This window comes from Sphingomonas sp. CFBP8993 (assembly GCF_034044895.1).
Lineage (GTDB): Bacteria > Pseudomonadota > Alphaproteobacteria > Sphingomonadales > Sphingomonadaceae > Sphingomonas.
Map to the genome: position 1 here is coordinate 65,032 of NZ_JAXCWU010000004.1, position 22,915 is coordinate 87,946.

The following is a 22,915-nucleotide window of genomic DNA, read 5'->3' on the forward strand; positions in this document are numbered from 1 at the left end:
TAGAGGCAACGACGTCGATCCGTGTCCGCCCTATGCCACCTGCGGGCACCGCAAAGCCTTTGGCGGTCCGCCGGGCAGCGTCAGGTCAACGACAACAGGCGCTCGACGCCCGGCTGGCTCGCCTGCCAGTCGACGTCGCGCTCGGCCAGCCAGTTGTCGTCATAATAGGTGCAGCCATAGCGTTCCCCCCCATCGCATAGCAGGGTGACGACCGACCCGCGCTCGCCCGCCGCCGCCATCTCTTCGATCAGTTGCGCGCAGGCGATCAGGTTGGTGCCGGTCGACCCGCCGACGCGACGCCCCAGCCGGGTAGACAGCGCGCGCATCGCGCCGATGCTGGCGGCGTCCTCCACCGCGATCATCCGGTCGATCACGGATGGGATGAAGCTGGGCTCGACGCGCGGACGGCCGATCCCCTCGATCCGGCTGGCGCAGCCATCGGGCAGCGATGTCACCGTGCGATCGCCGAAATGGCGATGGAAGACCGAATGGACCGGATCGGCGACGCACAGCCGGGTCGCGTGACGCTGATACCCGATATAGCGGCCGATGGTCGCCGACGTGCCCCCCGTCCCCGCGCCGCAGACGATCCAGGCGGGAATGGGATGCTCCTCGTCCGCCATCTGGGCGAAGATACTCTCGGCGATATTGTTGTTGCCGCGCCAATCGGTCGCCCGCTCGGCATAGGTGAACTGGTCGATATAATGGCCGCCCGTCTCGGCCGCCAGGCGATGCGCGACGTCATAGACGGTGCGGGGGTCGTCCACCGCGTGGATCTCGCCGCCATGGAAACGGATGGCGTCGAGCTTGGGCGCGGCCGTGGTCGCGGGCACGACCGCGATGAAGCGCAAGCCCAGCATCCGGGCGAAATAGGCCTCGCTGACCGCCGTCGATCCCGATGACGCCTCGATGATACAGGTGTCGGGGCCGATCCAGCCATTGCACAGCGCATAGAGGAACAGCGAGCGCGCCAGCCGGTGCTTCAGGCTGCCGGTGGGATGGCTGCTCTCGTCTTTCAGGTACAGCGTGATCCCCGGATAGCGCGGCAGATCGAGCCGGATCAGGTGCGTGTCGGCCGAGCGGTTATAGTCCGCCTCGATCCGCCGGATCGCGTCGGTCCGCCAGGCGCGGACGGCGGCCATGGTGGGGTCAGCGGACATCGACGGCCAGCCCATGGCGCAGCAGCATCGCGGCCGGGTCGGCATCACGCCCGCGAAACGCCCGGAAGCTGTCGGCCGCCGGACGGCTCGCCCCGCGCGCCAGCACTTCGTCGCGGAACCTGGTGGCGGTGAAGCGATCGACCAGGCCTGCCTGGGCAAAACACTGGAAACCGTCCGCCGCCAGCACCTCGGCCCAGAGATAGCTGTAATAGCCCGAGGCATAGCCACCCGCGAAGATATGGGTGAAGCCATGCGGGAAACGGTGCCACGATGGCGGGCGGACCACCGCCACCTCGTCGCGGACCGCTTCGATCACCTCCATCGGGTCGCTGCCCATCGTGCCCATGTACAGGAGCAGGTCGAACAACGCGAACTCGACCTGGCGGACGATGAACATGCCCGACAGGAAATGGCGCGCCGCCATCAGCTTGTCGAACAAAGCGTCGGGCAAGGGCGCGCCCGTCTGGTAATGACCCGACATGTCGCGCAGGACATCGCGGTCCCAGGCGAAATCCTCCATCAACTGGCTGGGGAGTTCGATCGCATCCCATTCGAACCCGTTGGTGCCCGCGATATTGGGCCGGTCGACCCGGGTGAACAGGTGATGCAGACAGTGCCCGGTCTCGTGCAGGAAGGTCACGACCTCCTTGTGGCTGAGCAGCGAGGGGTGGGCGTCGGTGTTCGGCGCGAAATTGCAGACCAGATAGGCCACCGGCACGCGCTGGACATTGCCGTCGTCCAGCCGCGGCCGCGCCTGCGCCATCCACGCCCCGCCGCGTTTGCCGGGACGCGCATGAAGGTCGACATAGACGCCCGCGAAGACCGCGCCATCCTCGCCCGCCACGTCATAATAGCAGGCGTCCGGGTGATAGACGGCAATGTCGGGCCGCGCGACCAGGCGGATGCCGAACAGCCGGTCGAGCAGCCGCTGCCACCCGGCCACGACCCGCTCGACCGGGAAATGGGCGCGAACCTGCTGCTCGTCCACGGCGTAGCGCGCCTGGCGCAGCCGCTCGGCGACATAGGTCACGTCCCAGGGCTTCAGGTCGGTCAGGCCCAGATGCCCGGCGGCATAGTCGGCCAGCGAGTCCACCTCTTCCTGCGCCGCCGGTTTCGCGCGCGTCGCCAGATCGCGCAGGAAGCGGATCACCTCGCCCGCGTCCGGCGCCATCTTGGTGGCGAGCGACCATTCGACGGGGGAGGCAAAGCCCAGCAGCCGCGCCGCCGCGCGCCGCCGGTCGAGGATGTCGGCGATCCGGCCGCTATTGTCGAACCGGCCCGCATCGGGGCCCTGGTCCGACGCGCGCGTACCCGATGCGGTATAGACCCGTTCGCGCAAGGCCCGATCCTCGGCGAAGGTCATGACCGCGTTGACGCTGGGCATCTGAAGCGTGACCAGCCAGCCGGTCAGCCCCTTGGCGCGGGCCGCATCGGTGAACATCGCCTTGTCCGCCTCGGACAGGCCCGCGAGCAGGCCTTCGTCCTCGACATGCTCGGACCAGGCATCGGTCGCGTCGAGCACCGCATTGCCGAAGGTGGTCGACAGTTGCGACAGCTCGACCGACAATGCGGCGAAACGCTCGCGCTCCTCGGTCGCCAGCGCGACGCCAGACAGCGCGAAATTGCGGACCATGTGCGTGACCGCCATGCGGTCGGCATCCGACCGGGCGGCGAACGCCGGGGTTTCGGTCAAAGCGACCAGCACCTCGTACAGTGCCTGGTTCTGCATGACGTTCAGATGGTTCTCGACCAGCCGCTTCTGCCCGGCGGCGAAGGCCGCGCGCAGGTCGGGCGTGTCGGCGACGCCGTGCAGATGCGACACCGCCGACCAGACGGCGGAAATGGCCGTGTCCGCACGCTCCAGCGGCATCCAGGCCGTATCGAAGTCGGTCGGGCGGGTTTCGACGATCCTTGCCACGACGGCCTGATGATCGGCGATCACCCGGTCGAGCGCGGGCGCGATGTGATCAGGTTCGATCTCGCCGAAGCGAGGCAGATCCAGCGTATCGAGCAAGGGGTTCGTCATCATGTCTTCCCTTCAAACCAGCAGGTCGGCGTCGGCGCCTTCGGCCGCGATCGCATGGGTGTTGTGGCCGGCCAGATAGCGTTCGGCCTCCAACGCGGCCATGCAGCCCATGCCCGCCGAGGTGACGGCCTGGCGGAACAGCTTGTCCTGCACATCGCCCGCCGCGAATACGCCCGGCACGCTGGTCGCGGTCGAGCCCGGCTGCACCAGAATATAGCCCTCGTCGTCCATCGCGAGCTGGCCCTTGAACAGCGACGTCGCCGGGTCATGGCCGATCGCGACGAACAGGCCGTGAACCCCCAGCTCCGTCTCGTCGCCGTTGCGGGTATCGCGCAGCGTCACCGCCGTCACGCCACTGGCGTCGCCCAGTACCTCGGCCACCTCGGCGTTCCAGATCATCTGGATCTTCGGATTGGCATGGAGCCGCGCCTGGTTGGTGCGGTCGGCGCGCAAGCTGTCGCGGCGATGGATCAGATAGACCTTCTCGGCGAAGTTGGTGAGGTACAGCGCCTCCTCGACCGCGGTGTTGCCACCGCCGACGACCGCGCAAACCCGGCCGCGATAGAAGAAGCCGTCGCATGTCGCACAGGCCGATACGCCGCGCCCGCGATACTCGGTCTCGCTGTCCAGCCCCAGCCAGCGCGCCGACGCGCCGGTCGCCACGACGATGGTATCGGCGGTATAATGCGTGCCGCCGTCGCCGACCGCCAGGAACGGCGTGGCGGTCAGGTCGACCTCGACGATCAGGTCGCTGACGACCGCGACCCCTGCCTTCCGCACCTGTTCGCCCATCCGCGCCATCAGGTCGGGGCCGAGCACGCTTTCGTCACCCGGCCAGTTCTCGACCTCGGTGGTGATGGTCAGCTGGCCGCCGGGCTGTGGCCCCTCGATCAGCATCGGGGACAGGGCGGCGCGGGCGGCATAGACCCCGGCGGTGTAGCCTGCCGGGCCCGAGCCGATGATCAGGACCTTGCTGTGCCGGGTCGCGGATGCGGTGTCGCTCTGCATCTCAGGCCTCCACGCTCGCGGGGCTGGGTACCGATGCGACGATGGGGGCCGTCTCCATCAGTTCGATCGCACGCCAGGCGACCGCGCGACACTGTTCCGACGACTGCCCCATGCGCTCCAGCCGCGTGCGAAATCCCGCCGCCAGCGCCGGATGATCGGCGTCGAGGATCGCAAGCAGGCGCTCCAGGCCGGAGAACTCGGCCTTGTAGCCGTCTTTTTCGGCCTGCTCGCGAATGCGGAAGACCTGGCCTTCCTTCTCCATGGTCCACCCGACCTCGGCGAGCGCGCGCGTCAGGCCGAACGAACTCCGCGCGGTCAGCGTATCGCGCAGGACCGTGCGCATCGTGCCGGGCCATGCCGCCGCCTCGACGACATTGCCCGCCTGGCGATCGAGCGGCGCATCGCCCACAGCGTCCGTGGCCGCGACCGCCTTCAGCCGCAGCGCCTTCCAGGCCTTGCGATCGGGCATCTCGCCAGCGAGCGCGCGTCGGTGCAGGTCGACGATCCCCACGCGACAATGTTCGAGGTCGGGATGAACGCCGATGGACTCCACCAGTTCGACGTCGCTGAGAAGCTCCACCACCAGTTGCGAGACGATGCGTGACAGGTCCGCCCCCACGGGCGTGCGCGCCAGCCAGGCCTCGGCAAAGATCGCCGCATCTTCCCGTTCGCCAAAGCCGTCATTGACGAACTTCGGCAGGGTCTCGGCCAGGGCGACGGGATAGCCCAGCGTCTGGGCATAAAGCGGCGTATCGTCCGCCTCGACGACTGCGCCGATCACATTGGCATTGCCGTTTTCCCAGGCGGGGAAATAGACGAAGGTCCCGGCCGCGACGTGTCGGTGCAGCCGCTCCTGCGCCTGCGCCTTGACGGCGGGGTCGCCGTGGAATGCGATGTCGGCCATCATTCCGCCCCGATATGCGCATCGACGAACGCATCGAGGCGGCTGCGCGACATGGTGCCGAAGGCGCGGGCGGTTTCCGCCCCCTCCTTCACGATCAGCAGCAGCGGGATACCGCGCACCTCGAACCGTTCGGCCAGCTTGGGATTGGCGTCGATATCGACCTTCACGATCTCCATCTCGTCGGCATATTCCTCCGCCAATTCGTCCAGCGTCGGGGCCAGCGCCTTGCATGGCGCGCACCAGGGGGCCCAGAAGTCGACCAGCACCGGCTTGTCGTTCTTCATCACGATGTCGTCGAAATCCTGCTCGGTCGCGTTACGCATGATACTGTATCCTCTGGGGAAAATGGGGTTCAGCCGGCCTGTCCGCCGACCATCATCCGGTCGATGCGCAAGGTCGGCTGGCCGACGCTGACATGAAGTTGCTGGCCCTGCTTGCCGCAGGTCGCCATGCCGGTGTCGAGTTCCAGGTCGTTGCCGATCATCGAGATATGGCGCAGCGCCTCGTGCCCGACGCCGATCAGCGTCGCGCCGCGCACCGGCGCCACCAGCCGGCCCTTTTCGACCAGCCAGGCCTGGATCGTCGTGAAGTTGAAACGACCGGTGACGATATCGACCTGCCCGCCGTCGAACTCGGTGGCGTAGATGCCGCGATCGATCGAGGCGATGATATCGTCCGGTTCGGCGGTGCCGTTCGCCAGGAAGGTGTTGGTCATGCGCGGCATCGGCAGATGCGCATAGGACTGGCGACGGCCATTGCCGGTCGAACGCGCGTTCATCAGCCCGGCGTTCAGCCGGTCCTGCATCAATCCGGTCAGCACCCCGTCCTCGACCAGCACCGTCCGGTCGGGCGCGCTGCCCTCGTCATCCACGCCCAGCGAGCCCAGCCGACCCGGCAGGCCGCCATCGTCGATCACCGTCACGCCGGGCGCGGCGATCCGCTCACCGACCTTGCCGTCGAACGCCGACAGGTGCTTGCGGTGGTGATCGCCCTCCAGGCCATGGCCGACCGCCTCGTGGAACAACACGCCCGGATAGCCCGGCCCCAGCACGATCGGCATCTCGCCGACCGGCGCGGCAATGGCGTCCAGATTGTTCAGCGCCATGTTGACCGCGGTCGCGACCATCGTGTCGACCTCGGCCGTCGGAAAACCCTCCAGCCCGGCGCGACGCCCCAGCCCCGCCTGCCCGCGAGCGCGTCGACCATTCTGCTCGGCGATCACGACCATCGACAGGATCGTCATCGGCCGGACGTCACCCGCGAGCAGGCCATCGGCCTCCGCCACCAATATGGTGGTGTCGGTGGCGCGGACACTGGCATCGACCCGCACGATGCGCGCGTCATGCGTGCGTGCCTGTTCGTCGATATGCTTCAAGATCGCGATCCAGGCGGTCGCATCCTCGACCGCGACCGGGTCGATCGCCGGATAGAGCGCATGCGCCGCCGCCCGGCGGTTGAGCGCCAGGCCGTGCGGGTGGCTGGCCACCGCGCCGCGCCGTTCCAGCGTCCGCACCGCGCGCGCCGTGTCGAGCAATGCGCCCTCGCGAATGTCGGCGGAGTGCGCAAAGCTCACCTGGCCGCGATGCGCCGAACGGGCACCGACACCCTGCCGCATCGAAAAACCACCCTGGGTGACGCGGCCACCTTCCAGATGCCAGCTGCGCATGCTGGTCGCCTCGAAATACAGCTCGGCAATGTCCGCGCCGCCGCTCGCCAGGACGCCCAGCGCCCGGCCGATCGCCGCCTCGTCCAGTCCCGCCGGGCCGAGCAGCCGTATCCGCGCGCGGTCGAGCGCCGTGTCGCCGCCGTTCATGCCCTGCCTCCTACCTGCATATCGTCGATCAGGACCGCGCCCGTCCGGATCGAACCCAGCCGCTCCACGTCGCTGCCCACCGCGCGAATGCCGTTCAGCATCGCGTCCATCGTGCTGGCCAGCGTGACGTCGTTGACCGCATGGACCACCCGCCCGTCCTCGACCCACAGGCCGCGAACCGCCTGGGTCCAGTTGCCGCTGGCAGGATCGGTCTTGCCGCCCTGGAACTGGCTGACGACCAAGCCGGTGCCCAGCCTCCGCAGCATCGCGTCCCAGTCGCCGCCCTCCGCGCTGCTGGTCAGCCGCAGATTGTAATAGCCATCGGCATTGCCGGTCGAGGCGAGGCCCAGCTTGCGCCCCGAGAAGCTCGACAGGAACAGCCCCTCGACCACGCCGTCGCGCAGGATGGCGCGCGACGATCCGGCGATGCCCTCGCTGTCGAAGCCGCCGCTGGCCAGCCCCAGGGGCTCGAACGGGTCTTCGTGCAGGCTCAGATGCGGGGCCGCCACCCGGCGTCCGATTGGATCGGGCAGGAAGCTCATACGCCGATATTGCGCCGCGCCGGTCAGCGCCCCCGCCAACTCGCCGACCAGGGTGGCGGCGGTACGCGGCTCGAATAGCACGGGACAGCGGCGGCTGTCGACAGCCTTCGCCCCCAGCGAGCCGCGCGCGCGCTCGGCGGCCAGGGTCGCCAGATCCTCGGCGGAGAGCAGGTCTTCGACGCGGCGCTGCTGCGACTGGGCGAAGTCGGAAATGCTGCCGCCCGCATCCTGTGCCAGCATCACCGTCCAGCGCGTGTCGTTGGAACGCATCACGCTGCGGCAGAAACCGTCGCTGGTTGCCAGCGCCCACAGCCCCTCGGTCGCCACCGCCACCGACTCGCCTGCGCGCAACCGGCTGTCCGCTGCGGCGATGCCGTTCGCCACCCCGTCGAGCGTGGTCGCGGCGTCGAGCAGCGTGTCGGGCCCGCGCGGGCTGTCGGCATAGATCGTCGGGATCGTGACCGCAAAGGCCAGAGCCTCCGCCGGGGGCATGTCGGCGTCGGGATCGGGCTGGACATGGCCCGCGATCAGCATCGCCTCCTCGACCAGTCGCGCGATCGAGGCCCGGTCGAACGCGGCGGTCGAGGCCGATCCGCGCCGCCCCTCGTGAAAGACGGTCAGGCCCAGGCCCTGGCTGCCGCTACGCTCGGCCGTCTCGACTTCACCGGCGCGCACCGCGATCTTGGCGATGCCCTCGTGATGGACGGAGGCACGGGCGCGCGCGCCGCGCTTGCCCGCCAGTTCGACCGCCATCTGCGCCGCGTCGCGCAGGTCGACCTCGGTCTGGGTCAGCAACATGGTCATGATTCCACCTCGATCCGGGCCGGGGTCGCATGGCCGTGATGCAGTTGCAGGCGGTGGGTGTGATAGGAGGCGAGCTTGTCATTGTGCACGACGCTGACGATCGTGGAGTCGGGCATCGCCGCCAGCACCGTCTGATAGAAATAGGCCGCATTGTCGGCATCGAGCGCGCTCGTCGCCTCGTCCAGCACCAGCAGGGTGGGCCGCTGGAGCAGGATGCGCGCCAGCGCCACGCGCTGCTGCTCGCCCGGGGACAGTTCGTCCTGCCACATGCGCAGTTCGTGCATCGCGTCGACATGCGTTTCCAGCCGGACCGTTTTCAGCAGCGCGGCGACCTCGGCATCGTCATGATCCTCCGCCTTGTCCGGGAAGCAGATCGCGGCCTTCAACGTGCCGAGCGGCAGGTACAGCCGCTGCGGCACCAGCATCGCGGTGCCCGCGCGCGTCATCGCCACCTGCCCCGCCCCATCGGGCCACAGCCCGGCGATGGCGCGCAGCAGCGTCGTCTTGCCGTTGCCCGACGGCCCCTCGATCACCCAGCGCTCGCCATGGCGGATCGTCCAGTCTGCCACTTGCAGCAAGGGCTCGCCGTTCGGGCGACGCAGCATCAGCCCGGTCGTGCTGATCGCCACGCCATCGGGCGTGCTGCCCGGCGTGAAGCCGATCCCGCGCGGGCGTTCGTAATCGATCGCGTCGTCCAGCGCCTTCAACCGGTTGATGTTGGCGACCTGCCGCGCGATGCTCGGGTAGGACTGGACGATGAAGGACAGGCTGGAGGCGAATTGCGTGAAGGCGTCGCGTGCCCCCTGAACCTGGCCGAAGGTGATCGCGCCGGCGAAGTATTTCGGCACGGTCAGGAACAACGGCACGACCTGCATCGTCCGCTGATAGATGTCCTGACCCGCGCTCAGCCCCGCATTGGCCAGCATCAACTGATAGAAGTTGCGGCGGATATTGGCGAAGGCGTTCTTGAGGCCGTCCTGCTCGATCGCCCGCGCGTTGGAAAAGGCGATCTGTTCGCCATTGCGGCGGACGTGGAGCAGGCCGGCGCGGTAATCGGCTTCGTAATGCTGCTCACGCATCTTACGGCGGACGAACGGCTTGCCGATCCAGGCGATGAAGACCGTGCCGAAGACGACATAGGCGATCGAGAACCAGATCAGGTCGCCACCGGGAAGCGGGATGCGATAGCCGAACAGCGGGATCGCGATGGGCGACGAGGTTTCCAGCAGGATCGCGGCAAAGGCGACCGCGCGCACCAGGCTGAACACCATCGAGATCGTGATGCTCAGCGGCGAGTTGCCATATTCCAGGCCCATCGACGTGAAGGCCCGCAGGTCTTCGGCGATACGCTGGTCGGGGTTGTCGATCATCCGCAACCGCTCGATCTCGTAGAAACGATCGCGCGCGAACCAGCGTCCGAGATACCAGTTGTTCAGCCACCGCCGCCAGCGGATCGACAACGTCCAGCCGACGATATTGTGCAGGAACTGCGTCCCGATCGCCAATCCCGAGATCATCATGAACGTCACGACCAGCGACAGGAACAATCCGCCCTGCCGCTGCTCGATGGTATCGTAGAACTCACGCTGCCATGTATTGGACAGCAGGAAGACGGAGGTCGTGCCGACCTCGATCACGCAATAGCATGCGACGAGGAACCACGCCCATTTCCAGTCGTCCGACACGAAGTAACGCGTGCTGAGCCGCCAGGCATGGGCCCATCGTTCGCGCGCGGGCTGGGCGGGCTGGAGACCCGCCTCGCGGCGGGTCTCCTCGACATTGGCTGGGGGTGGCATCATGGTTCGCGTTTACCCGATCAGAACAGGCGCTTGGAAATGCTGAGACGGGCGCTGCGCGGCTCGCCGACCGGCACATAGGTGAAAAGCGAGGTCGAACCGTAGTTTCGGCGGTCGAACAGATTGCGGACACCGATGTTGATGTCGAAACCGCGCACGCTCACAAAGGCGTTCATGTCGAACTGCCGCGACGGCGGGACGACATATTGTCCGAGCTGATTGGCGTAGGAACTGGATCGGCCGTACAGCCCCCCCGATACGCCGCCGGAGACGCCCTCGGCAATCTTCGTGCGATAGGTCGAATAGACGCTGTACGTATCGCGCGGCTGGTTCGCCACGACGGTCTGCAGGGAATTGGTGGTCAGCAGCGCATATTTGGTACGCGTCAGCGACGCCAGCACCGACCAGCCCGGCAGCAACTGCCCGGCGATGTTCAGGTCGATCCCGCGCCCCCGCTGCCCCGGCCCCGGGAACAGGTTGGTCGGGTCCGCGGGATCGCGAACGATGATGTTGTCCTGCTGGATGTCGAAATAGGACGCATTGATCGTCGCGCGCTTGCCGAACAGGTCGAGCTTGACGCCCGCTTCCTTGTTGTTCGTGATGATGTTGGGCAGGATGGAGCCATCCTTGGCCGCCGTGAACGTCGCCTGCTCGCCGCGCGCATAGTTGGCGAAGATCGACAGGTTGTTCGTGGCGTCGAAGATGATGCCGCCGCTCGGCGACAGGCCGTTCTTGCGCTGCACCACCATTGGCGACGGGCCCGCGAAAAAGGTCTGCGACGTGCTTTCGAACCAGTTCTTGCGCACGCCGCCGAGGATCTTGATCTTCCAGAACTCGATCAGGGCCTGGCCATACACCCCCTCCTGCTTGCCGCCGGTGCGGATCTGCACATTGCCAAAGGGCGACCACGGAACGACGACCAGCGGCGTGGCCGCCGTGAGCGACGGGTTCGTGGCGCGGTTGTAGACCGTTCCGCTCTGCTGATCGCCGGAACCGTCGCTGTAGTTATAGCCGACGTTGAAACTGGCCTTCACGTCGTCACCGACATGCGTCTTGATCCGCACGAAGCCGTCGAAGGCATTGGACGAGCCGTCCTGCCGCGAACCCTGGGTATCGGCGATCAGGGCACCCGCACGGCTGTAACCGACATTTGCGGCCCGCGTCGTCAACAGGGTCTGGTCATGCATACCGCGCAGGACGAGGTCGATACCGGGTATGATCTGCCGCGTCGCATCGAAGTAGAAACGGCTCGTATTGATCCGAATGCCCTGATTGTCGGCATAGATCGGACGCGATGGATCGCGGTCGATGATCTGCCGCGTCTTGTTATCGAACAGGGTGAAGGCGCCGATACCGCTGATACCCTCGTTGATGCTGGCGCCGACCACGATATCGGTCAGGCGATCCTTGTACCGCAGCGTCGGCGCGAACAGCCAGTTCTTGTCGCCGGTATAGCCGCCGTAATTATGGTCCATCGTCTGTGCACTGGCGATGACGCGCCCCGACAGCTTGTTGTCGGCGGTGATCGCCTTGTTGGCATCGATCACCCCGCGCACCAGTCCGAACGAACCCGTGTCGACGCCGACCGCCAAACGCTCCTCGGCGCTCGGCTTCTTCGTCACGACGTTGATGTTGCCGCCCAGATTGCCGAACCCGGCCAGCAGCGCATCGGGCCCCTTCAGGACTTCGACCCGTTCGATATTGGCGACCGGCTGATCGGCCCCTGCGTTGACGCCATATTGCGATGTCGTCGTCAGGCCGTTGACCAGGCCACCCGCCGAGAAGCCGCGAATGGTGTAGCTCGCGCCGCTGTTCGGGGTGTTGCCGAACGTCGACACGCCGCCCGCATTGCGCAGGATGTCGGTGATGTTGAGCGCCTGCTGCTCTTCGATCGTCTTGGCGGTGATGATCTGCGTGTTACGCGGCTGGCCGCGCAGCCCCAGGCCGTTGCGGTCGGAGCTCGACGCCTGGCGGACCAGCACATTGGTCTCCGCCTCGTCGCGCCGCGCGGTCACGACGATGTCGTTCGCGACGACCAGCCCACCCTGCACCGCCGGAAACACGGCGAGGCTCGTGCCCTTGATCGCCGCGCGGATCGCTTCCTTCGCCGAGCGTGCGCCGCGAACCGGGCGCGACGTAAGACCCTTGACCGCGTCGGGATCGAAGTTGACGTTCTCGCCGGACTGGCGGCCGATGGTGTCCAGCGCGCGGTCCATCGCCATTGCGGGAACATCGATGGTACCCGTCCGCGTGGCTTGCGCCAGGGCGGCGGAAGGAACCCCCACGCCGAGTGTCGCGATGATGCTCAGGCTGGCAAATCCCAGCAGACGACGCCCCTTAACGGTCAGATCCAGCATAAAATCCCCTCCCCAGGGCACACGCCACCCCCGCACGGCAAAGCCGCACGCTGGACAGAACGAACCCATGGTTAGACAAACGGTTAACGCCTTGCGGCGAACAATGCGGCGACGCCCCATGGGGCTGCGACCGCGGCCGTACTCCTGCTGACGATAGTCCGTGTCTTGGCCGTGGTGACGAACCAGCCGGGCTTTCTGTCATGGGAAAGGCTATGCTTCACTCATGTGACAGGCAAATTCGAAATGTTCATGCCCCCATGAGCCATATCGATCATGGCGGTGGTCGACGTTCCTGGCGGAAATATTCCTCGATCTGCTGGGCGAACCAGCCCAGCATCGGATCGCGCCGCTTATGGGGCGCGCATTGCGCGACGATCATCGTCCGTGGCCGCTCGAAGGGTGCCGCCACCACCTTCACCGGCAGGATGGAGGCGTAATGCTGGAACAGCCACACGCTGCCCGTGGCGATCAGGTCGCTGCCGATGATGATGCCGGGCAAGGCCGCCTGCGACGTCGTGCGCATCACGATCCGTCGGGCGCCCAGCAGCTCCAGCGCGTGCGCGTCGCCGGCGAACCCGGACAATCGCTCGTCGCGCGCCGTGATATGGCGCGCGGCCCGGTAGGTTTCCTCGTCGATCTCGTATTTGCCATGCAATGTCGAATGGCCGGTCCAGACCATGCAGGACATATGATCCTCGATGATCGGCACCCGCTCCAGTTCGGGCAGCGCCTCGGCGACGGGCAGCAGCAGCAGGTCCGCGCCCTGGTCCAGGACGCGCCGGGGATCGCGGGGATCGAGCGGGATGACGTTGACCACCAGCTTGGGCGCACTTTCGACCAACAATTGCTGCATCCGGCCGAGCAGTATCTGTTCGATGGCATCCGCCGCAGCCACGGTGATGGTGCCCGACGAGGTCAGGGGATCGAAGACCAGCGAGAAATTGAACGTGCCATCGACCTCCCGCATGACGCGGCGGACTTCGTCGCGCAGCGCGACACCGAGCGGCGTCAGCTGCTTTTCGCCGTTCAGATAGGTGATCAGGTCATCGGCGAAATGCTCGCGCAAGCGGCGCAGCGCGTGGCTCATCGCCGACTGGCTCAAACGCACGCGCCGTCCCGCTTCAGTCAGGGTCGGCGCATGAAGGATCGCATCGAGCGGGTAGAGCAGGTTCAGGTTGAACCGATGCACGGGCACCTGAAGGTCGCTGCTATCCGCCGTCAATGCCTGGACCTTCCATAACGATATGCCCCGGGCGGCATTATCGACCGGTTTCGCGACAGGCGAAAGCGCTCATTCGGCCGCTGGTAGCGACACCCGCAGATATTGTTCCGATCACGCTGCCATGATCGTGGACGGCACGTCTTCGGCGTCCGGTCCCTGTTTCTTGCGGCCGCGTCCTGTGCCGTTTCGACGCGGACGCAGTGCGCCGGGCCCCGCCTGGACGATTGTGGGCACTGATCCCGCGGGATATGGCTTGGGCATCACGGGGGACGAAAATTGGCGGACAAGCGCAAAAGAATATTGGCGGTCGCGTCCGGCGGCGGTCATTGGGAGCAGATGCTGCTGCTGCGCGATGCGTTTACCGGCCACGACATCACCTTCGCCACGACGATGAAGGGCCTGGGCGAGCGCGCCGGGATCGCAGGCGTGCGCGTGATCCATGATTGCAACCGCAACAGTCCGATGTCGGCCGTGCTGTGCGCCCTGGACCTGCTGCGCGTCATCGCACGGGTCCGTCCGCAGGTGATCGTCAGCACCGGTGCGCTTCCCGGCTTCCTGGCACTCGCGATCGGGCGGCGGTTCGGGATCAGGACGGTGTGGGTCGACAGCATCGCCAATGCCGAGGAACTGTCGATGGCCGGGCAAAAGGCCCGCCCGCATGCCGATCTGTGGCTGTCGCAATGGCCGTTCGTCGCGGAACGGACGGGCGCGGGCTATGCGGGATCGGTGCTGTGATCTTCGCGACGGTCGGCACCCAGTTGCCCTTCCCCCGCTTCGTCGGCGCGCTCGACGCCATTGCGGGGCGGCGCGGCCTGCGCATCGTCGCGCAGACGTGCGGCGACACCGACGCCCGCCCGCACCTGGACCGGCACGAGCATCTCGACCCCGTCACCTTCGACCGGTTCGTCCGAGAGGCCAGCGTGATCGTCGGCCATGCGGGCATCGGCAGCATCCTGAGCGCGGGCCGCGCGGGCAAGCCGATCATCCTCTATCCGCGCCGCGCCAGCCTGGGCGAACATCGCAACGAGCATCAGTTGGCGACGGTGGCCGCATTGTGCGACCGCCGGGGCATCCATGTCGCGCATACCGACGAGGAACTCGAGGCGCTGCTGACCACGCCCGACCTGACGCCCTTCCAGCTGGAACAGAGCGCCAACCGCAACGCGCTGGTCGACCGACTGCGCGCCTTCATCGCGGGCTGACCGATGTTCCAAAGGGGGCGAACCCGCGCCGCCACCCCTCGACATGGTCGTCAGCAGCCCGGCGGCGGGACTTTCGGACCCGCGGCGATCAACGCCAGCCATTGGTCGATGACCCGGTCCAGATCGCAGTCGTCATGCGCCTTGACCACGGGTCGGCCCCCGTCACGCCACGCGCGGACGCGTTCGACGACCGCTGGGGTGTCGGTCACGTCCATGCGCTCGTCGGGGCCCAGCAATTCGGTTGCCGCGCCAAAGTCGTGCGCCAGCACCGGCGTGCCCAGCGCGTGGCTTTCGGCGAAGACCAGGCCGAAGGTTTCGGGCACCCGGTCCGCCGGATAGAAGACACACAGCGCCTGCTTCACTTCGGCAAAGACCCGGTCCTGCGCCAGCGGGCCGAGCATCACCACGCCGTCCTGATGCTGTCCCTCGCCCAGATCATAGGCAGGGCTCGCCACCCGCAATTCAACGTCCGGCATGGCCGACCGCACCGCCGCGAACGCCTTCAGCACCAGATCAAGGCCTTTCCAGGCCGCACTGAAGAAGACCAGGCGGTTGCGGTCGAAGTCGCCGTCGGCCGGGGGCGTGCCGATGACGACCGGGTTGTAGATGAATCCGACACGCGCAGCCTCCCCCGCACTGCCGATCAGGCGATCGGCGGCCAGGAAGTCGCGGATATTACCGACATGCGCGCGAGAAACGCCGATCCACTGCACGCCGAGCGCCCGCGCGATGATGCTGCGCGCCTCGGCCTTCAGACCGCGTTTCCAGCGCCCGCCGCGCACCGAGCGGTCCTCGACCGGTTGCCAGTCGTGCATCCACACGATGTAGCGCGCCCGGCGATTCCACCGCGCAAGGCGGACCGGCGGCTGCGACTTGCGTTGCAGAATGACGACATCGGCGGCAGCCACCGGACCTGCGGCATCCTGGGTCGAGGCCCAGGTGACGCCGCCATCCACGATCAGGTCGCCGCCCTTGCGCGCGCTTTGCAGCACGGTGACGTCGTGGACCTTCGCCATCCCGGTTGCGATATGGATCACGGTGTTTTCCGCGCCGCCGATCCCGACGCTGGCATCCCCCAGCGACACGGCGCTGTACGGAGCTTGCGACACGATATCATAGATGACGATGCGCTGCTTGCCGATGACCATTCTCCCCGCCCGCCCCCGCTGGTGACCCCAAGTCCTTACCATCCGGTTGGTCATCGACAAGGCGGGGGAAGCGTCGCCGACGCCGCTGCCCCCGCAACATTGTGCCATTCAGGGAGCACCACCGCGAAGCCGCATCCAACAAATTGCAACAGCTGCCGCGCAGCGACACGTTCGCCCTGTCCTACAGGAACGAATCTGAAACATGATCGCGCCGATTTCGGGGGAGACCAACAATGATTCGAAGAACGGGATGGGCGGCAACGGTTGCGATCGCATCGACCTGGGCGATACCGGGTGGTGCCCAGACCATGGGCAGTTCGGTCCAGTTTCCCGGCGGCTACGCCCCCGGCTCGGCGCCGTGCGTGCGACAGGCGGATGGCAGTTGCGTGCCCGTCGGCGCGGCGGCACCCCTGCCGGTTGCGGGAAAACAGGAAAGCCTGATCCTCGCCGCCGCTAACAGCGCGGCGGCCCCGCAGGTCGTTTACGGCGGCGCCTATGTCTTCGGTCAGGCCTGCGGATCCTATAATGGCGGGACGCTGGCGCTGCGATATCGCGGGCCGGACGGGGTCGCGATGCTGACGCTGTTGACCCGGGGGAGCAGCGATGCGGCGGGCGGCGCAGCCTTGGTGACGCTGGGCAGCCATGCGATCGTCGACGTGGTCCTGCCGACCGGTGCGACCGAATGCGCCGCCACGCTCGCGCGGGTGCCGTGATGCGGCGGCTCTCGATGATGATCGCCGCATGGGCGGCACTTTTCGGCGGACCGCTATTCGCGCAGGTCGTCGGCACCGTGCCGGTCGCCACCGCGAACGGCCAGCCCGCGGGCACGCCCAGCGGCCCGGCCTGGATGTTCGGCACCTCGTCCTTTCGGACCGCAGGCGCGGACCTGTACCGGATGGTCGCGTCGGACGCGAACCGGCTGACCGAATTGTCCGATCTCTATCTGACGCCGCAGCCGGCGGGGTGGCGCGTGGTGTTCACCAATTTCGGCCTCGATCCCAATTCGCGCCCGGCAGGAACGGCGCGCGAGTTGCGACCGGGCAACGCCAACATGCTGGACTATGTCGTCGCGTTTACCGGTGCGAACGGCACCGGCACACGCATTGCGCTGACCTTTGGCGGGGCGGGCAGCGTGGTGATCGGCGATGGCGGCTTCGTCATCAGCGATCCCGTGCCGACGCCGTGGCCGGGCGGCTTCCTGCGCACCTCGATCAGCACCGCCATGGGGGCCGCGCGTCCGCGTGGTTTCACCAGCATGGGCCAGATCGGCGAGGCGCGGCGGCATCTGGCGGCGGCGAACCCGGCCTATGCCATGGGCGGCGCGATCGCGAATGTCGGGCTGACCGCGAACACCACCAACGGCTATTCGCCCGTCGCGGTGCTGGTCCCGTGGACGCGGCAGCCGTCCATCCTGGAAATCGGCGACAGCATCACCCAGCAGGACGACCTGCCCCAGCTCGCCAGCGCGCGCGGCATGGTGGGCGGGGTCACGCGCGGGCTGGACGACGATGCGACGACCGGCCGCTTCGGCATCGGCAATTTCGGCCACCACGGCGCGCAGATGGCCGATTTCATGGATCTGGCCGAGGGGCGCTTCGGCCTGCGCTATGCCCTGCTCTCGCATATCCACACCGTGTTGAACGGGGGACAGGCCTGGCCGTTCTCGGCGATCTGGAGCCAAGGACTGCGCAACGACTTCTCGTTCATGTCCCATGCGGAGGGCACCGCGCCCGACATCGCCGTCAACGACATGGAAGCGCGGGCGACCGCCTGGTGGAGCTTCCTGGCCAAGACCTTTCCCGGCATACCGATCATCCAGTCCACGGTCACCCCGCGCACCATCGACACGACCAGCGGCCGTACCGTGCCGTCGGCGCAGACGGGCAATGGCCTGGCCAGCCAGTCGCCGCTGCAAACCGTCAACGACTGGATCATGACGCGCCCCGCCCCGCTGGCGCTCGCGGTCGACCTGCGTCCGGCCTATCAGGCGGCGGACGACGGCACGGGCACGCCGAAATGGAAGCCGACGCCGCTGGCCGCGTCCGGCGGCGGGACACTGGCCGCCGCGCTCGCCATGGGGACCGATATCTCCGGTGCCGGGATACGGATAACCGCCACCGTCGCGCCCAGAGCGGGCGAATATCTGGTGTTCGAGCCGGGCGGCCCCAACATGGAAATCGCGTCGCAGGCCCTGTCGGTCGTGAACAATGGCGACGGCAGCTATACGGTCAGGACACCCTATTATGCCGCACGCAAGGCGCATGCGGCCGGGTCCATGGTCTCGACCTCCAACAGCGCGGATGGCACCCATCCAGGATCGGCCGCACAGCAGGCGGCAGCCGTCCCGGTAATCGCGGCCAAGCCGAAGATCGCGACGCTGGTCGCACGCTGATCCGCGCACGGACGGAGCCGGGGCGCAGGCGAAATGTGCACCCGGCCTGCCCTGTTTCGAGAATGTGCAGGCCGCCAAGGCCGTCGCATGGCCGGGGAAACCTCGCTAGGTCCCCGACATGGAGCGGATGGGCGACGGGCAGGTCAAGACGGAGTGGGGATCGACGCGGACACGGGCCGCGGCGATCCTGTTGGCGGGACTGCTGACCGCCGAACAACTGGCACTTGGCGCGAACGGTCCGCTGCTCGCGATCCTGGCGGCGGGCGCACAGATCGCGCTGGCCATCGCGGTCCTGATCCTGCTCGCGCCGCCCGCCGCCTTCTGGCGTCCGGCTGCGCCCGTGCTGATCCTGGCGCTGGCCACCATCGGCTGGATCGCGCTGCACGCACTGCCGGGGCGAGCCATTGCTCCCGATCTGGTCGCGCCCGGCCTCGTCCGGGCCATCGGTCTGCTCGCCTTGCTGCTGGCGGCGGCCTGGATCGGCTATCGTCGGGGATTGATGCGCATCGCGATCGGGTGGATCGTGCTGTTCGGACTGGTCCAGATCGCCACCGGCCTGATCCTGCGCGGGATCGATCCCGGCCATGTCTGGGGCGTCGACAAGGGAATCCTGGCCGATCGCTTCACCGGCACCTCGCTCAACGCCAATGCCAGCGCCTGCCTGTTCGGCGTCATCGCGCTGCTGGGGCTGGGGCGCTGGCTGACGCTGATGCGGGAGAGTGGCGAGGATCGCGATAGCGGCATCGTCGCGCGGATCGCCGCGCTGCTCGGCCTGACCATGGGCACGGGCGCCTGTTTCATCACCGGTTCGCGTACCGCGCTGTTGCTGCTGATCGCCGGGCTGGCCTTTGTCGCGGGACGCGATCCGTTGCTGCGGCGACGGCTGCTCCGGCCGCGGGGCCTGGCGATGCTGGCGGTTGCCGGGTTCGTGCTGGTCATGCTGGCGCTGACCATCGGCGACGTGACGCTGGAGCGGATGGCGATGACCACGACCGATGCGGTCACGCGGGTCGAAATCTGGCGGCATTATGCCGCGCTTGCCCAGCGGTCCTGGCTATGGGGCTATGGGCCGCTGAGCTTCGACGAGGTCAATCTGATGAGCCTGCGGACCGCCGCGCAGGCCAGCCTGCTATGGTATGTCCACTCCGCGCATAACCAGATCCTGTCGCTGCTGCTGGGGGGCGGCGTGCCCTATCTGGTGCTCGTGACGGCGACGATGGCGGCGATCCTGCTGGCCATCCATCGCCAGCGCGACCCGAAGCGCGCCGATCCGCTGTTGCGCGCGATGATGGTCGCGACGGCCTTCGTGCTGGCCTGCGCGATGGTCGACATCACGCTCGACGTGCCCGCCATGGCCGCATTGCAGGTGGTGCTGCTCGGCCTGCCGTGGGGCCGCGCGGTGCGACGCATGGTCGATCTGCGCCGGTCGGCGGAGCGTCTGCCCCCGCCGACCGGCGCCGCGCTTCACAGCCCGCGATAACCCGGCGAGCGATAGTTCAGCCCCGCCGCGCCGTTGCGGACGAACTCGCCGACCGAGGGCTGTCCGACCAGCGCGCTTCCGCTGATTTCCTTGATCGTCGGCCAGGTCAGGACATTGCCCTTCAGGACAGCGCCGCCCAGCTTGTTCCACGGAATCTTGTTGCTGGCGGGCCAGACCACCTGTTCCTGCACCATCCCCGCCTTGTACGACCAGCTGCTGGTGCCGACATAGACCTGGTCGAGCAGGACAGGCTGGCGCTTCTGGTTCTGGTCGTCGAACAGCCAGAGCAGATAGCCGCTCTGTGCGGTCGGATCGATATAGCGCAGGTCGACCCGGTGCAGCTCGACACTGCCCAGCAGGTGCTGGGGCGACAGGAACAGCCCCTGATATTGCGAGGTGCCGGTCAGCTTGTCGATGCGCAGGTTGCGGCACGACCCATAGAATTGGACGAGGTCGGCGTGCAGGCCGCTGGTCGTCGACATCGCGCCCAGCAGGCGGACATTCTGGATCGTATAGTCGGGGCCCGGCACCGCCTGGTCCCACCCGCCGATCTCGATCGCGTCATAGCCGTAAGACTGCGCCAGATCGATCTTCACCCCTTCGATGAAGGTCGTGCTGCCGCTGGGCTGGCCCGAGAATTTCAGCGCCGCGCGCGGGTGCAGGCCGACATAGCGCCATGTGACCGTGCCGTCGGTGATCGACGTGCCGGTGCCCGACGGGGTCGAGGATGCGCCCGTGCGGCCGCCGGTCGTCGCCTGGTACATCGGGAACGACCCCGTCGACAGGACGACCAGGTCCCCCTTGGCGACCGACGCGCCCGCCGCATAGGCCTTGACTGCCGGGACATGGATTTCGCCGCCGACCAGCACGATGTTGCGCCCGCCGATGATCTGCAACGGCTCCTCGACCGCCCGGTTGGTCGGCAACAGGATGCGCAGGTCCTGCTCATAGGGGAATTTGTACGACGCCTCGAGATGCGCGACCGAGCGCAGGTCGACGACCTTCTCCTTGGTCAGCGTCGGGGGCGCCCAGCGCAGCGCATCGCCCACCGGAACGGACGACACCGCATCGCCCTGCGCCAGGGTCGACGCATCGGCGGTGACCGGTGCGGGCGTCGGCGTGGGGGTCGCCGCGGGCGCGGGGGTCGGGGTCGGAGTGACGACCGCAGGCGCGTTCACCACCGTGATCGACGACGGCGTGCTGGCGGTCGTTCCCGATCCCCCTCCGCAGGCACCGAGCATAAGGCATGATAGAAGCGTCGCGGGCATCGGGCGCATGATGGCACTCTTGCAGTTCGATTGTCTGCAATCGTTTTGGACGCCCCGGCTTCACCGGGGACTTTCGCGCCGAGGTTAACGCGCCGTTCGCCGTGATTTTGCTTATGGTGTCCGATCGTTCCACTGCGGGGCAGGCCGCCGCGCATGGCCCCTTGCGGCAGGGCGACGGAGCGATAGAGCCGGGGGCGACGCCGGTGCGCCCGAACCCCGTGCGCTCGAAACAGGACATCGCATGTGATCGGTTACCTCATCCAGGCCCATGCGAACCCCGCACAGTTGCTGCGACTGGTCGAGGCGCTGCAATCGCCGGTCTCGCGCACCTGGATCCACATCGACCGCAAGGCCGACCGCGCCCCGTTCGAAACCGCGATCGGCGCGCGGGCGACGTTCGTGGACGACCGGGTCGAGGTGCACTGGGGCGGCTGGTCGCAGGTGCAGGCGACGCTGAACCTGATGCGCCGCGCGCTGCGCGACGCGCCGGACCTGACCCACCTCGCACTGCTGAGCGGGGCGGACTATCCCCTGTCCTCGCCCGAGACGTTGCTCGATTATCTGCGCAAGAGCGGACAGGAGCATATCGACACCGCCCCCTTCCCCTCGGTCGAGCTGAAAAAGCCGTGGAGTCGAATCTCCAAGCGCTTCGTCGAGGGCGGCGACCGGGGCGGCAGCGTGAAGGCGCGCGCGATCCGGCTGCTCAACCGCGCGTTTCGCCTGTTACCCGACCGCGCCGTCGACCGGCGGCTGGACGGATTGACGCTCCACACCGGCGGCAGCTGGTGGGTGATGTCCGCCGATGCCGCCCGTGCCGTGCTGGACCTGGTCGATAGCGGCCACCCCAGCCTGGCGCTGTTCCGCTCGGCGCGCTGCCCGGACGAGATGTTCTTCCAGACCTTGCTCTGCTCGGGGCTGACCGGCCGCCCGATCGGCTGTGCGCTCACCTGGGCCGACTGGAGCCGCCGAAGCGCCAGTCCCGAGGTGCTGAACGACCGCCACGTCGCGCTGTTCGCCGACCCCGATTTCCGTCTGGAGGGCATTCACGGCACGGGGCCATGCTTCTTCGTGCGCAAGATGCCCGCCGACGATGCGGACATGGCCGACCGGCTGCGCGCATTGTGGCGCAAGCCGAATATGACGACGACCTGACCCATATTGGCCCGGTCGGGCATCGGATCGTTGCTTTTCGGGAACGCCCCGTACCGTTATGGCGCAGTAACAAGGGGGAAGGCTTCGTCTGGGCAGAATTCCGTGCCCGGGGGCCGACTAGACAGTCTATGGCCAGTCTCAACAAGTTCCTGTGGCTGCAACGCTCGCTGATCCGCGCGCGGCTCTATTATTACAACCGTATCTGGGGGATGTCGCTGCACCCCACGGTGCGCATGTCGATGACCGCGAAGTTCGACCGCACCTATCCGCGCGGCATGCATATCGGCGAAAAGACCTATGTCGCGTTCGGCGCGGCGATCCTGACCCATGACATGACGCGCGGCATGTATGTCGACACCGTGATCGGCCGCCACTGCTTCATCGGCGCCAAGAGCCTGATCATGCCCGGCGTGCGTATCGGTGACGAGTCGATCGTCGCGGCGGGCGCGGTGGTGACCAAGGACGTGCCGCCCCGCTGCATCGTCGCGGGCAACCCCGCCCAGATCGTCCGCCGCGATATCGAGGTCGGGCCTTATGGCCGCTTTCGTTCGGTCGACGCGCCCAAGCCGGTGGTCGCGGATGCCGGCGAACAGGCGCTTCGGCATGGCTGATCGCCACACCGATCCCGGCAGAGGCGGTCG

At 67.4% G+C, this 22,915-nt stretch carries 19 protein-coding genes; 7 read left to right on the forward strand and 12 right to left on the reverse strand.

Annotated elements, in window-relative coordinates; all coding sequences use genetic code 11:
- Positions 1–80: 80 nt before the first annotated feature.
- The 10 genes from SOM26_RS09200 to SOM26_RS09245 all read right to left on the reverse strand — a co-directional run bounded on the left by SOM26_RS09200 (position 81) and on the right by SOM26_RS09245 (position 13,632).
- On the reverse strand, positions 81–1,160 hold the full coding sequence (locus SOM26_RS09200; RefSeq protein ID WP_320452428.1) for a PLP-dependent cysteine synthase family protein: 1,080 nt from the start codon (positions 1,158–1,160) through the stop codon (positions 81–83).
- The gene (locus tag SOM26_RS09205; protein WP_320452771.1) at positions 1,150–3,186 is read right to left on the reverse strand and encodes a M3 family metallopeptidase; all 2,037 of its coding nucleotides are present in this window, start codon (positions 3,184–3,186) and stop codon (positions 1,150–1,152) included. Before SOM26_RS09205 ends, SOM26_RS09200 begins: the two co-directional genes overlap by 11 nt.
- 12 nt (positions 3,187–3,198) lie before the next feature.
- Positions 3,199–4,194 (reverse strand): thioredoxin-disulfide reductase, encoded by a 996-nt coding sequence (gene trxB, locus SOM26_RS09210; RefSeq protein WP_320452429.1) that lies wholly within the window; start codon positions 4,192–4,194, stop codon positions 3,199–3,201.
- Between the two features lies 1 nt (position 4,195).
- Positions 4,196–5,101 (reverse strand): hypothetical protein, encoded by a 906-nt coding sequence (locus tag SOM26_RS09215; protein WP_320452430.1) that lies wholly within the window; start codon positions 5,099–5,101, stop codon positions 4,196–4,198.
- Complete coding sequence (gene trxA, locus SOM26_RS09220; RefSeq protein ID WP_320452431.1) at positions 5,098–5,421, reverse strand: thioredoxin; 324 nt, start codon at positions 5,419–5,421, stop codon at positions 5,098–5,100. Before trxA ends, SOM26_RS09215 begins: the two co-directional genes overlap by 4 nt.
- Positions 5,422–5,450: 29 nt before the next feature.
- The gene (locus SOM26_RS09225) at positions 5,451–6,911 is read right to left on the reverse strand and encodes a metallopeptidase TldD-related protein (protein WP_320452432.1); all 1,461 of its coding nucleotides are present in this window, start codon (positions 6,909–6,911) and stop codon (positions 5,451–5,453) included.
- Positions 6,908–8,257 carry a TldD/PmbA family protein gene (locus SOM26_RS09230; RefSeq protein ID WP_320452433.1) on the reverse strand — a complete coding sequence of 450 codons (1,350 nt, stop codon included), beginning with the start codon at positions 8,255–8,257 and terminating at the stop codon, positions 6,908–6,910. Before SOM26_RS09230 ends, SOM26_RS09225 begins: the two co-directional genes overlap by 4 nt.
- Positions 8,254–10,056 carry an ABC transporter ATP-binding protein/permease gene (locus SOM26_RS09235; protein ID WP_320452434.1) on the reverse strand — a complete coding sequence of 601 codons (1,803 nt, stop codon included), beginning with the start codon at positions 10,054–10,056 and terminating at the stop codon, positions 8,254–8,256. Before SOM26_RS09235 ends, SOM26_RS09230 begins: the two co-directional genes overlap by 4 nt.
- Before the next feature lie 17 nt (positions 10,057–10,073).
- The gene (locus SOM26_RS09240) at positions 10,074–12,410 is read right to left on the reverse strand and encodes a TonB-dependent siderophore receptor (RefSeq protein ID WP_320452435.1); all 2,337 of its coding nucleotides are present in this window, start codon (positions 12,408–12,410) and stop codon (positions 10,074–10,076) included.
- Positions 12,411–12,681: 271 nt separating this feature from the next.
- Positions 12,682–13,632, reverse strand: coding sequence for a LysR family transcriptional regulator (locus SOM26_RS09245; RefSeq protein ID WP_320452436.1), 951 nt, complete (start codon positions 13,630–13,632; stop codon positions 12,682–12,684).
- Between the two features lie 276 nt (positions 13,633–13,908).
- On the opposite strand from SOM26_RS09245, the gene SOM26_RS09250 reads away from it, so the two are divergent.
- Positions 13,909–14,367: a UDP-N-acetylglucosamine--LPS N-acetylglucosamine transferase gene (locus SOM26_RS09250; protein ID WP_320452437.1), complete on the forward strand. Its 459-nt coding sequence runs from the start codon at positions 13,909–13,911 to the stop codon at positions 14,365–14,367.
- The gene (locus SOM26_RS09255) at positions 14,364–14,834 is read left to right on the forward strand and encodes a glycosyltransferase (protein WP_320452438.1); all 471 of its coding nucleotides are present in this window, start codon (positions 14,364–14,366) and stop codon (positions 14,832–14,834) included. The genes SOM26_RS09250 and SOM26_RS09255 overlap by 4 nt, the downstream gene beginning before the upstream one ends.
- A 50-nt stretch (positions 14,835–14,884) precedes the next feature.
- On the opposite strand, the gene SOM26_RS09260 is transcribed toward SOM26_RS09255, so the two are convergent.
- A complete protein-coding gene (locus SOM26_RS09260; protein ID WP_320452439.1) occupies positions 14,885–15,982 on the reverse strand; it encodes a glycosyltransferase family 4 protein in 1,098 nt (365 codons plus the stop codon).
- Positions 15,983–16,215: 233 nt separating this feature from the next.
- Between SOM26_RS09260 and SOM26_RS09265 the strand changes: the two genes are divergently transcribed.
- From SOM26_RS09265 to SOM26_RS09275, 3 genes are all read left to right on the forward strand, one after another.
- The gene (locus SOM26_RS09265; protein WP_320452440.1) at positions 16,216–16,695 is read left to right on the forward strand and encodes a hypothetical protein; all 480 of its coding nucleotides are present in this window, start codon (positions 16,216–16,218) and stop codon (positions 16,693–16,695) included.
- Positions 16,665–18,374 (forward strand): hypothetical protein, encoded by a 1,710-nt coding sequence (locus SOM26_RS09270; protein WP_320452441.1) that lies wholly within the window; start codon positions 16,665–16,667, stop codon positions 18,372–18,374. Before SOM26_RS09265 ends, SOM26_RS09270 begins: the two co-directional genes overlap by 31 nt.
- 118 nt (positions 18,375–18,492) lie before the next feature.
- Positions 18,493–19,854: an O-antigen ligase family protein gene (locus SOM26_RS09275; RefSeq protein WP_320452442.1), complete on the forward strand. Its 1,362-nt coding sequence runs from the start codon at positions 18,493–18,495 to the stop codon at positions 19,852–19,854.
- On the opposite strand, the gene SOM26_RS09280 is transcribed toward SOM26_RS09275, so the two are convergent.
- Complete coding sequence (locus tag SOM26_RS09280) at positions 19,839–21,095, reverse strand: hypothetical protein (RefSeq protein ID WP_320452443.1); 1,257 nt, start codon at positions 21,093–21,095, stop codon at positions 19,839–19,841. The genes SOM26_RS09275 and SOM26_RS09280 overlap by 16 nt on opposite strands.
- Positions 21,096–21,365: 270 nt before the next feature.
- Here SOM26_RS09280 and SOM26_RS09285 point away from each other — a divergent pair, with 270 nt between their 5' ends.
- Both SOM26_RS09285 and SOM26_RS09290 read left to right on the forward strand, forming a co-directional pair.
- On the forward strand, positions 21,366–22,274 hold the full coding sequence (locus SOM26_RS09285; protein ID WP_320452444.1) for a beta-1,6-N-acetylglucosaminyltransferase: 909 nt from the start codon (positions 21,366–21,368) through the stop codon (positions 22,272–22,274).
- Positions 22,275–22,402: 128 nt separating this feature from the next.
- A complete protein-coding gene (locus tag SOM26_RS09290; RefSeq protein WP_320452445.1) occupies positions 22,403–22,885 on the forward strand; it encodes an acyltransferase in 483 nt (160 codons plus the stop codon).
- The last annotated feature ends 30 nt before the right edge of the window (positions 22,886–22,915 follow it).